A 9,601-nucleotide genomic window follows, 5' to 3' on the forward strand; every position below is an offset into this window, starting at 1 on the left:
AGCGAATGGATGGCGCCCGGGGTGGCCAGGTCGCGGACGTGGTCGATCGCGGCGTTGGCCGCCGAGGCCGCCGAGCTCAGGCCGCGGGCCTCGATGATCGCCGCGCCGCGCTTGCCGACCGTCGGCAGATACTCGTTCTTCAGCCAGGCCTCGTCGCCGATCACCTCGGCCGCGGCCTTGCCGCCGATCTTGGCGTGGGTGAAGTCGGCGAACATCGTCGGCGAGTGGTTGCCGTAGATAAAGAGCTCGCTGACGTCGTTGATCGAGACGCCGGCCTTCTTGGCCAGCTGGGCGCGGCCGCGGTTCTCGTCCAGGCGCACCATGGCGGTGAAGCGGTCAGGGGTCAGGCGCTTGGCCTGGCTGGCGGCGATCATCACGTTGGTGTTGCAGGGATTGCCGACCACCGCGACACGGGCGTCGTCGGCGGCCACGGCGTCGATCGCCTTGCCCTGGGCGATGAAGATCTTGCCGTTGTCCTTCAGGAGGTCGGCGCGCTCCATGCCCGGGCCGCGCGGCTTGGAGCCGACCAGCAGCGACCAGTTCGCGTCCTTGAAGGCGACGTTGGCGTCGTCGGTCAGGATCATGTCCTGCAATAGCGGGAAGGCGCAGTCCTCCAGCTCCATCGCCACGCCCTTCAGCGCCTTCTGGGCGCCCTCGGTGGGGATCTCCAGCAGCTGCAGGATCACCGGCTGGTCGGCGCCCAGCATGGCGCCTGAGGCGATGCGGAAGAGAATTGCGTAGCCGATGTTGCCGGCGGCGCCGGTGACCGCGACGCGGATCGGCTTCTTGGTCGCCATGGTGCAGCTCCAGATGCTTGAAACGGGATGGCCGCCGATGCGGTCGGCGGGTCCCTAGCTCAGGCAGGGCCATGCTGCAATGCCGCAGCGGGACGATTCGGCAAGCGCTTGGCGCATGGCTACAACCATGCTGAGAGCGGATGATGTTCCAGCTCGACCCCGCCTTCTGCGCGACCTCGCATCTCATCGGCGAGCTCGCCCTCTGCCAGGCCCGTCTGCAGGCCGACGCGCGCTATCCCTGGCTCGTGCTCCTGCCCAGGGTGGGCGGCGCCCGCGAGCTGGAGGACCTGTCCCACGGCCAGCGCGGCCGGTTGATGGACGAGATCCTCTTGGCAGGGGCGGCGGTGCGCGCCGCCGCCGAGGCCCTCGGCCGGCCGGTCGCCAAGCTGAATGTCGGCCAGCTCGGCAACGTCACGCCCCAGCTCCACGTCCACGTCGTCGGCCGCCGCCCCGACGACATGGCCTGGCCGGGCCCGGTCTGGGGGCATGGGACGGCGGAGGCCTATGCGGCGGCGGCGCTGGAGACGGCGCTGGCGGCGGCGAGGAATGCGCTCGGCCTTTAGTTTCCCGGCTCCTTGGACATCCGCCGCATCGCCACCGCCACCTGCCGGCGGCCCTGCCTCAGCTCGCCGCGCAGGTCGCGGCCGAGGGTGACGCTGACCGGCGCCTGGCCGCTCGGCGTGAAGCGGATCACCAGGCCCGAAGGGACGCGCTCGACCCGGTCGAGGACGCCGGAGGCGGCGGGCTCGGGGGCGCCCTGCAGGTCGCGCCAGGCGCCTTCCAGGGCGTCCCGCTTGTCGACCAGCTGGAAGGCGTAGAGGTCCCGCCCCTCGGCGCCGAGCGTCCAGCCGCCGTCGAGCTTGCCCTGGAACTGCTCGGCCGAGGCGGCCGAGGACAACAGGCGGGAATCGTAGGCGAGATCCGGCACGGTGGGCGGCGCTTCCGGCAGCCTGCGCGGATCCTCCACGTGCGGCCCCGGCGGGCCGGGCACGACGATGACCGGCGAGCGCGCTGGCGGCGCCGCGGCCGGCGGGGGCGGATCTTCCGTCTGTGCCAGGGCGGCGGATTCGCCCGCCAGCGCCAGTCCAACCGCGATCATCGCCCGTCGCATCGTGCTCATTCCTGCAGGGCGGCGATCGCCTCCGAGATCGCGATCAGCCGCTCGGCCTCGGCCAGGTGAAGCCGCTCCACCATCTTGCCCTCGACCTTGAGAACGTTCTTGCCGGCGTTCTCGGGCGCGGCGAACGCGGCGGCGACGGTGCGCGCCCAGGCGACGGCCTGCTCCGTCGGGCTGAAGGCGCGGTTGGCGGTCTCCAGGTGGCTCGGGTGGATCAGGCTCTTGCCGTCCATGCCGAGGTCCGCCCCCTGCTCGCATTCGGCCTTCAGGCCCTCCTGGTCGGGGATGTCATTGTAGACCCCGTCGAGGATCGCGACGCCGTGGGCGTGGGCGGCCATCACCGCCAGGGAGAGCGCCGCGACCAGCGGCGCGCGGTCGGCGCGGGCGCGGCAGCGCATCTCCTTGACCAGGTCGTTGGTTCCGATCACCCAGACGTCGTTCCTCGCATCCGCCGCCGCCTGGGCCAGCGCGTCCAGCGCGAACACCGCCTGGCAGGTCTCGATCATCGCCCAGAGCCGGGTCTTGCCGACCAGCGGCGCGGCGTAGTGGGCGAGATCCTCCGGGCTGGCGACCTTCGGGACCAGCACCGCGTCGGCCCCGGCCGCGGCCGCCGCGCCCAGGTCGGCCGCGCCCCACGGCGTGTCGCGGCCGTTCACCCGGATCACCACCTCGCGCGCGCCGAAACCGCCGGCGCGCACAGCCTCGACGGCCAGCTTCCGGGCCTCGACCTTGGCCTCCGGGGCGACGGCGTCCTCCAGATCGAGGATCACCACGTCGCAGGCGAGGGTCTTGGCCTTCTCGATTGCGCGGGCGTTCGAGGCCGGCATGTAGAGGGCGCTGCGGCGCGGGCGATGGGCGGCGGTCATGGCGGGCTCGTGCGACACGTGGCGAACGCTTCCTCTTAGCGGTAAGAATGAAGGCATGAACACCCGTTACGAAGCCGGCGCGAAGAACGTTCTCGGGCGCGAGCTGCAACCCTGTTCGCTCGAGCCGCTCACCGGCTTCTTCCGCAACGGCTGCTGCGAGACCAGCCACGAGGACGTCGGCATGCACACCGTCTGCGCGGTGATGACGGCCGAGTTCCTGGCCTACTCCAGATCGGTCGGCAACGACCTCTCCACGCCGATGCCGGAGTACGGCTTCGCCGGCCTCAAGCCCGGCGACCGCTGGTGCCTGTGCGCGCCGCGCTGGAAGGAGGCGCTGGACGCCGGCGCCGCGCCCCAGGTGGTGCTGGAGGCGACCCACGAGGAGACGCTGGCGATCGTGCCCTTGGGGGTGCTGAAGGACTACGCGGTGGAGGCGTAAGTGCGTCCTCGCTGCGCTGACGGCCTATAAGGAATACTCCGCCTCCAGCCGGTATTGCGCCCCGTCGCTGGCCAGGAAGCTGGAGTAGAGGCCGAAGCGGTCGACGTGGATCGGCGGGGACTTCAGCAGGTTGTTGGCCTGGATCCAGCCGGCGACCTGGGCCGGGTCCGGGTGGCGCAGATAGGCCAGCGTCAGGTGCGGCCGGTAGTTGCGGCCGTCGGGCTTGAGGCCGGCGCGCCGGGCCGCCGTATCGCAGGCCTTGGCCAGGCGCTTGAGCTCCGGATTGTCGGCCACGCCCGCCCAGACGGTGTGGATGTCGCCGCCCTCGCCGAAGGCGCCGGCGCCCTCCAGCACGACGTCGAACGGCGCGCCGCCCACGGTCGACAACTCCGCGTCCAGGTCGCGCGCGACGTCCTCGCGCACCTCGCCGAAGAAGCGCAGGGTGATGTGCAGCTGCAGGCCCGTGCGCCAGCGGGCGCCCTCCAGCCCGGCCTGGCGGCGGGCCAGGCCCTGGGCGATCTCCTCGGGGATGGCGAGCGCGGCGAAGAGACGGATCATCGCCTATACCTAAGGCGCCAACACCGGCGCCGCCACGAAAGCCTCGCGCGAAGGTTAATCCCCCTTAATCCGTAGGGCCTTGCCTCGGCCACACGGGCGCACGATATTTCGTTTGCGTCCGCAAGGGACGTTGCAACAAGGGCACAGCTCAGATGAGCGACTTCAACCGCGGCTATTCGCGCACGATCCCCGTCGATCGCGCCGACATGTCGGTGGACGCGGGTCTTCGCAGCTTCATGCTCGGCGTCTACAACAAGATGGCGCTGGGTCTCCTTCTTTCCGCGGTCCTGGCCTGGCTGACCGCCGACTTCGCCCCCGTCCAGCAACTGCTGTACGTCGTGACGCCAGAGGGGCGCCTGGCCGGCTTCACCGCGCTTGGAACCGTCATCCGCTTCGTGCCCCTGGTGGTGCTGCTGGGCGCGATGTTCATCCGCAATCCCAGCCCGCGGGCGGCGGGCGCGATCTACTGGGCGGTGGTCGCCGGCATCGGCGCCGGCCTCGGCGTGTGGCTGCTCGCCTACACCGGCTCGTCGGTGGCGCTGACCTTCCTGATCACGGCGGCGGCGTTCGGCGGCCTCAGCCTGATCGGCTACACCACCAAGAAGGACCTGTCGGGCTTCGGCAGCTTCCTGATGATGGGCCTGATCGGTCTGGTGCTCGCCTCGCTGGTCGGCCTGTTCTGGCATCCGCCGGGCTTCAGCTTCATCATCAGCGCCCTGGGCGTGCTGATCTTCTCGGGCCTGATCGCCTACGACACCCAGAACCTGAAGATGACCTACTATCAGCTGGGCGGCGACAGCGCCTCGATGGCGGTGGCGACCAACTACGGCGCGCTGAACCTCTACCTGAACTTCATCAACCTCTTCCAATTCCTGCTGCAGTTCACCGGCAACCGCCGCTAAGCGAACGCACAGGATCGCGAGATCGGAACCCCGGCGGGAAACCGCCGGGGTTTTTCTTAGCTCCCGCCGCTTCGCGCGGGAGGGAGTTAATCCACGACCTTGAAGCGGCCCTTGTCGAAGACGCGCAGCACCTGGTCGAGCTCGTGGCCGCGGCGCAGGATCATCCCGCCCTCGCCGATCACCGCCCAGGCGCCCTGCCGCCTGGCCAGAGCCGGGCGCTTCTCGATGCGATAGAGCGGCTGTTCGGAAGCGCGGCGAAAGACCGAGAACACCGCCACCTCGCGCAGGCCGTCGATCGCGTAGTCGCGCCACTCGCCCGCCGCCACCATCCGTCCGTAAAGCCTGAGCAGCCGCTCCAGCTCGCGGCGCTCGAAGAAGGCGTGCGCCCCTGCGGGCGCGGCGTAAGACGGATCGAAAGCCATCGGCTGTGAGCCTAAACCCAAATCCGGAGCGAAAGCGAGACCGGCAGAGCTGGGTTCCCACCGCGCTTGAGCAGGAAACTCGTCAGCCCACGCCCCGAAATGACCTTAATTCGGTCCCCTGCGCGCCTGATGCCATGTGTTTTATGCCAAGTGTCGGTTGGCCAAGCGCGTTGGTCCCGGATCCTGAACAGCCCCCCCAGCCCCCCTGGACCTTTGGGCTGGTCGACCGACACACAGATCCCCCCCTCCAAACTTGAGCCCGCGTGGAACTCTCCAGCCGCGCGGGCTCTCGAATGTCCGGATGTCGGAAGCGGCGGTCCGTCAGCTCTTGGCGCGGGCGACGCCGATGACGCGTCCGCCGCGGGCGCCCTGGACGATGACCACGGTCTCGAGCCCGTCCTCGGACGGCGGCGGCAGCCGATAGGCCGCGGCGCGGCCGCGCCAGGCGCCGACCTTGGTCATCTCGCGCACGACGTTCTTCTGCACCACCGTCTTGCCGCGGTTGTCGCCGCTCTTGATCGCCACTTCCTGGTCGCGTGGATCGTAGCGCACCAGCCAGACGTCCGCGCCGCCTCGCGGCGGCCGGCCGGAGCCGACGTCGACGCGCCGGCGGTTGAAGAAGCGGATCTGCGGCGGGTCGGCGGGCGCGTGGATCGCCTCGCGCACCAGCTTGTCGACCCGGTCGGGCTGCAACCCCGGCGCCTGGGCGCGGCCATCGACGATCACCTGCGGCGTGTAGGGCTCGCGCAGCGCCAGCTTGGCGACATAGGCCTTCTGGCGGTCGGCGTACTCGGGCTTGGCGAAGGTGTCGGACCAGCCGAGGTAGTCCCAGTAGTCGACCGGGAAGGTCAGGACCAGGACGTCCGGGCGGTCGGCCAGCTTGGCGGCGTAGGCGTTGGCCTCGGTGCATTTGGCGCAGCCCTGCGCCGTGTACAGCTCGACGACCACCGGCGGCTTGGCCGCCGCGGCCGCCGGCAGGGCGAGCAATATAAGACTGAAGAGCGCGCCCTTCCGCATCGTCGCGAGGCTTAAGCGCAGTTCCGTGCGCTGTAAATCACAAGAAGGCGTGAGAGCATCCCTCCCCTTTATGGGGAGGGTGCGTCGAGCGAAGCGAGAGGCGGGTGGGGGAGTCGGGATCAAGCTCCGAGTCAGGATCTGGCCCTCGCTTCCCCACCCTGCCCCGCTTCGCGGGGCTGTCCCTCCCCAAAAAGGGGAGGGAGCACTCTCAGCCCTGACGCGCCAGGTTGCGCAGGACGTAGTTCAGGACCCCGCCGTTCTTGAAGTACTCGAGCTCGGTGGGGGTATCGATCCGGCAGCGGACCGGGAAGCGGGCGATGCGGCCGTCGGTGGGACGGTACATCTCGACGATCAGCTGCTTGCGCGGGGCGAGCTCCGTCAGGCCGCGGATGGTGACGATCTCCTCGCCGGTCAGGCCCAGTTTATGCCAGCCCTCTTGCGTGAACTGGAGAGGCAGCACGCCCATGCCGACCAGGTTCGAGCGGTGGATGCGCTCGAAGCTTTCGGCGACCACCGCGCGCACGCCCAGGAGCTTGGTGCCCTTGGCCGCCCAGTCGCGCGACGAGCCGGTGCCGTACTCCTTGCCCGCGAACACCACCAGCGGCCGGCCCTCGGTCTGGTAGCGCATGGCCGCGTCGTAGATCGACATGGTCTCGCCCGAGGGGAAGTGCTTGGTCACGCCGCCTTCGATGTCGGGGGTGATCTTGTTGCGGATGCGGATGTTGGCGAAGGTGCCCCGCATCATCACCTCGTGGTTGCCGCGGCGCGCGCCGTAGGAGTTGAACTCCGAGGTCGGCACCTGGTGCTCACGCAGGTAGACGCCCGCCGGCGAGGTGGCCTTGATCGAGCCGGCCGGCGAGATGTGGTCGGTGGTGATCGAGTCGCCGAACACGCCCAGCACGCGGGCCTCGACGATGTCCGTCACCGCCGACGGCTCCATCTGCATGTCCTGGAAGTAGGGCGGGTTCTGGACATAGGTGGAGCTCATGTCCCAGGCGTAGGTCTGGCCGCCGGCGACCTTGATGCCCTGCCAGTTCTTGTCGCCCTTGAAGACGTCGGCGTAGCGGGTGGCGAACATCTTGTTCGTCACGTGCTTGCGCTGCAGGGCGGCGACCTCCTCGCTCGAAGGCCAGATGTCCTTCAGATAGACCGGCTGGCCGTCCTTGCCCGTGCCGATCGGGTCGTTGGCCAGGTCGATCTGCATGGAGCCTGCGAGCGCATAGGCCACCACCAGCGGCGGCGAGGCCAGGTAGTTGGCGCGCACGTCGGGGTTCACCCGGCCTTCGAAGTTGCGGTTTCCGGAAAGGACACTGACGGCGACCAGGTCGTTCTTCTGCACCGCCTCGGAGATCGCCTCCGGCAGCGGGCCGGAGTTGCCGATGCAGGTGGTGCAGCCGTAACCGACCAGGTTGAAGCCCAGCGCGTCGAGCGACTTCGTCAGGCCCGCGGCCTTCAGGTAGTCGGTGACCACCTGCGAGCCGGGCGCCAGCGAGGTCTTCACCCACGGCTTCACGGTGAGCCCCTTCTCGACCGCCTTCTTGGCCACCAGGCCCGCGGCGATCAGCACGCTGGGGTTGGAGGTGTTGGTGCAGGAGGTGATGGCGGCGATCACCACGTCGCCGTTGCCGACGTCGAAGCTCTCGCCTTCCACCGCGTAGCGCTGCGTGGCGGTGTCGGCCTTGGCGAAGTCGCCGGCGAGCGCGGCCTTGAACTCGGACGCCGCGTTCGACAGCAGCACCCGGTCCTGCGGCCGCTTCGGCCCGGCCAGCGACGGCTGGACGGTCGAGAGGTCGAGCTCCAGGGTGTCGGTGAACACCGGCTCGGCGGCGTCGGCCGGATCGTGCCACAGGCCCTGCGCCTTGGCGTAGGCCTCGACGAGCGCCACCCGCTCAGGGTCGCGGCCGGTGGCGGCCAGGTAGTCGATGGTCGCGCGGCTGACCGGGAAGAAGCCGCAGGTTGCGCCGTACTCCGGCGCCATGTTGGCGATGGTCGCCTGGTCTTCCAGGGTGAGGTTGGCGAGGCCCGAGCCGTAGAACTCGACGAACTTGCCGACCACGCCCTTCTTGCGCAGCATCTGGGTGACGGTCAGCACCAAGTCGGTGGCGGTGGCGCCGTCCGGCAGCTGGCCGTCGAGGCGGAAGCCGATGACTTCCGGGATCAGCATCGGGATCGGCTGGCCGAGCATGGCGGCCTCGGCCTCGATGCCGCCCACGCCCCAGCCCAGCACCGCCAGGCCGTTGATCATGGTGGTGTGGCTGTCGGTGCCGACCACGGTGTCCGGATAGGCGACGGTCGCGCCTTCGTCGGAGTTGGTCCAGACGGTCTGGGCGAGGTACTCGAGGTTGACCTGGTGGCAGATCCCGGTGCCGGGCGGCACGACGCGGAAGTTGTTGAAGGCCGAGGAGCCCCAGCGCAGGAAGCGATAGCGCTCCATGTTGCGCTCGTACTCGCGCTCGACGTTCTCGCCGAAGGCCTTGGCGGTGCCGAAGTAGTCGACCATCACCGAGTGGTCGATGACCAGGTCGACGGGGTTCAGCGGGTTGATCTTTTCCGGGTTGGCCTTCAGCGCCACCATGGCGTCGCGCATGGCGGCCAGGTCGACGACGGCCGGCACGCCAGTGAAGTCCTGCATCAGCACGCGCGCCGGGCGGAAGCTGATCTCGTGCTCGACCACGCCCTTGTTGTCGAGCCAGGCGGCGATCGCCTTCAGGTCATCGCCGCTGACGCTGTCGCCGTCCTCGTTGCGCAGCAGGTTCTCCAGCAGGACCTTCATCGAGATCGGCAGGCGCGAGACCCCCGAAAGTCCGGCTTCCTCCGCCGCGCGAAGGCTGTAGTAAGCGTAGGTCTTGTCGCCCACCACGAGGTCGCGGCGGGTTTTGAGGCTGTCGGTCGACGCCATTTCGGGGGATCCTCTCTGCTGTTCCCAGCCACCCATGGTCGCCTTCGGGGATCGCGCGCTTTTGAAGGCGGACACACAGCTTCCGTCCCAGCGCGGCGTACGTCCCCCGAGGCGACGGCGGCCGGGCGCTTCATAGACCCGAGTTCCCCGCCCGTCCATGCACGCGCGTGTCCGAGCGGCGCGGGAAGCGGTTTGCGCAGATGATCGGGCAGCTCGACCTGCGCGATGTCGCCGTCCGCCGCGGGGGGCGGCGGCTGTTTTCCGGCGTCTTTCTCGAGCTCGCCGCCGGCGAGGCCTGCGCGCTGACCGGCCCCAACGGCGTCGGCAAGACCAGCCTGCTGCGCGCGGTGGCGGGCCTGGTCGGGCTGGAGGCCGGCGAGATCGGTTTCGGCGACGCCGACCCCGCCCAGGCCCGCGCCGAGGGCCTGCACTTCCAGGGCTGGCAGGACGGGCTGAAGCCGGCGCGCACGGCGCGCGAGGAGCTGGTCTTCTGGAGCCGCTGGGGCGGAGCCGACGCCGCGGGCGCCGCGCGGGCCGCCGAGGCGCTGGCGCTGGAGCCGCTGCTCGACCTGGAGGTCCGCCGG

General features: G+C 69.8%; 11 protein-coding genes. 4 read left to right on the forward strand and 7 right to left on the reverse strand.

Features of this window, described 5'->3' with window-relative positions:
- A partial coding sequence (locus tag VJS38_RS02185; RefSeq protein WP_324086512.1) for a malate dehydrogenase occupies window positions 1-797 on the reverse strand: 797 nt, incomplete at its 3' end.
- Window positions 798-940: 143 nt separating this feature from the next.
- Here VJS38_RS02185 and VJS38_RS02190 point away from each other — a divergent pair.
- The gene (locus tag VJS38_RS02190; RefSeq protein WP_324086513.1) at window positions 941-1,360 is read left to right on the forward strand and encodes an HIT domain-containing protein; all 420 of its coding nucleotides are present in this window, start codon (window positions 941-943) and stop codon (window positions 1,358-1,360) included.
- Here VJS38_RS02190 and VJS38_RS02195 read toward each other — a convergent pair.
- Both VJS38_RS02195 and VJS38_RS02200 read right to left on the reverse strand, forming a co-directional pair.
- Window positions 1,357-1,908, reverse strand: coding sequence for a hypothetical protein (locus VJS38_RS02195; RefSeq protein WP_324086514.1), 552 nt, complete (start codon window positions 1,906-1,908; stop codon window positions 1,357-1,359). The genes VJS38_RS02190 and VJS38_RS02195 overlap by 4 nt on opposite strands.
- 5 nt (window positions 1,909-1,913) lie before the next feature.
- The gene (locus VJS38_RS02200; RefSeq protein ID WP_324086515.1) at window positions 1,914-2,780 is read right to left on the reverse strand and encodes a CoA ester lyase; all 867 of its coding nucleotides are present in this window, start codon (window positions 2,778-2,780) and stop codon (window positions 1,914-1,916) included.
- 55 nt (window positions 2,781-2,835) lie between these two features.
- On the opposite strand from VJS38_RS02200, the gene VJS38_RS02205 reads away from it, so the two are divergent.
- Window positions 2,836-3,219, forward strand: coding sequence for a DUF2237 domain-containing protein (locus VJS38_RS02205; protein ID WP_324086516.1), 384 nt, complete (start codon window positions 2,836-2,838; stop codon window positions 3,217-3,219).
- Between the two features lie 24 nt (window positions 3,220-3,243).
- Here VJS38_RS02205 and thpR read toward each other — a convergent pair whose 3' ends face one another.
- The gene (thpR, locus tag VJS38_RS02210) at window positions 3,244-3,777 is read right to left on the reverse strand and encodes an RNA 2',3'-cyclic phosphodiesterase (RefSeq protein WP_324086517.1); all 534 of its coding nucleotides are present in this window, start codon (window positions 3,775-3,777) and stop codon (window positions 3,244-3,246) included.
- Window positions 3,778-3,929: 152 nt separating this feature from the next.
- Here thpR and VJS38_RS02215 point away from each other — a divergent pair, with 152 nt between their 5' ends.
- On the forward strand, window positions 3,930-4,679 hold the full coding sequence (locus tag VJS38_RS02215; protein ID WP_324086518.1) for a Bax inhibitor-1/YccA family protein: 750 nt from the start codon (window positions 3,930-3,932) through the stop codon (window positions 4,677-4,679).
- An 86-nt stretch (window positions 4,680-4,765) separates the two neighbouring features.
- On the opposite strand, the gene VJS38_RS02220 is transcribed toward VJS38_RS02215, so the two are convergent.
- From VJS38_RS02220 to acnA, 3 genes are all read right to left on the reverse strand, one after another.
- A complete protein-coding gene (locus tag VJS38_RS02220; RefSeq protein WP_324086519.1) occupies window positions 4,766-5,101 on the reverse strand; it encodes a DUF2794 domain-containing protein in 336 nt (111 codons plus the stop codon).
- A gap of 321 nt (window positions 5,102-5,422) precedes the next feature.
- Window positions 5,423-6,118, reverse strand: coding sequence for a DUF1223 domain-containing protein (locus tag VJS38_RS02225; RefSeq protein ID WP_324086520.1), 696 nt, complete (start codon window positions 6,116-6,118; stop codon window positions 5,423-5,425).
- A gap of 208 nt (window positions 6,119-6,326) precedes the next feature.
- Complete coding sequence (gene acnA / locus VJS38_RS02230; protein WP_324086521.1) at window positions 6,327-9,017, reverse strand: aconitate hydratase AcnA; 2,691 nt, start codon at window positions 9,015-9,017, stop codon at window positions 6,327-6,329.
- 200 nt (window positions 9,018-9,217) lie between these two features.
- Between acnA and VJS38_RS02235 the strand changes: the two genes are divergently transcribed.
- Window positions 9,218-9,601, forward strand: a 384-nt coding sequence (locus VJS38_RS02235; RefSeq protein WP_324086522.1) for an ABC transporter ATP-binding protein, incomplete at its 3' end; no start/stop codon positions are given.

The organism is Phenylobacterium sp. (assembly GCF_035276905.1).
Classification (GTDB): Bacteria; Pseudomonadota; Alphaproteobacteria; order Caulobacterales; family Caulobacteraceae; genus Phenylobacterium.

Excerpts from the sequence above, each read along its gene's own strand:
- VJS38_RS02220 (WP_324086519.1), bottom strand. The coding sequence starts at position 5,101 with ATGGCTTTCGATCCGTCTTACGCCGCGCCCGCAGGGGCGCACGCCTTC.
- VJS38_RS02225 (WP_324086520.1), bottom strand. The coding sequence starts at position 6,118 with ATGCGGAAGGGCGCGCTCTTCAGTCTTATATTGCTCGCCCTGCCGGCG.
- VJS38_RS02200 (WP_324086515.1), bottom strand. The coding sequence starts at position 2,780 with ATGACCGCCGCCCATCGCCCGCGCCGCAGCGCCCTCTACATGCCGGCC.
- VJS38_RS02195 (WP_324086514.1), bottom strand. The coding sequence starts at position 1,908 with ATGCGACGGGCGATGATCGCGGTTGGACTGGCGCTGGCGGGCGAATCC.
- VJS38_RS02190 (WP_324086513.1), top strand. The coding sequence starts at position 941 with ATGTTCCAGCTCGACCCCGCCTTCTGCGCGACCTCGCATCTCATCGGC.
- thpR (WP_324086517.1), bottom strand. The coding sequence starts at position 3,777 with ATGATCCGTCTCTTCGCCGCGCTCGCCATCCCCGAGGAGATCGCCCAG.
- acnA (WP_324086521.1), bottom strand. The coding sequence starts at position 9,017 with ATGGCGTCGACCGACAGCCTCAAAACCCGCCGCGACCTCGTGGTGGGC.
- VJS38_RS02215 (WP_324086518.1), top strand. The coding sequence starts at position 3,930 with ATGAGCGACTTCAACCGCGGCTATTCGCGCACGATCCCCGTCGATCGC.
- VJS38_RS02205 (WP_324086516.1), top strand. The coding sequence starts at position 2,836 with ATGAACACCCGTTACGAAGCCGGCGCGAAGAACGTTCTCGGGCGCGAG.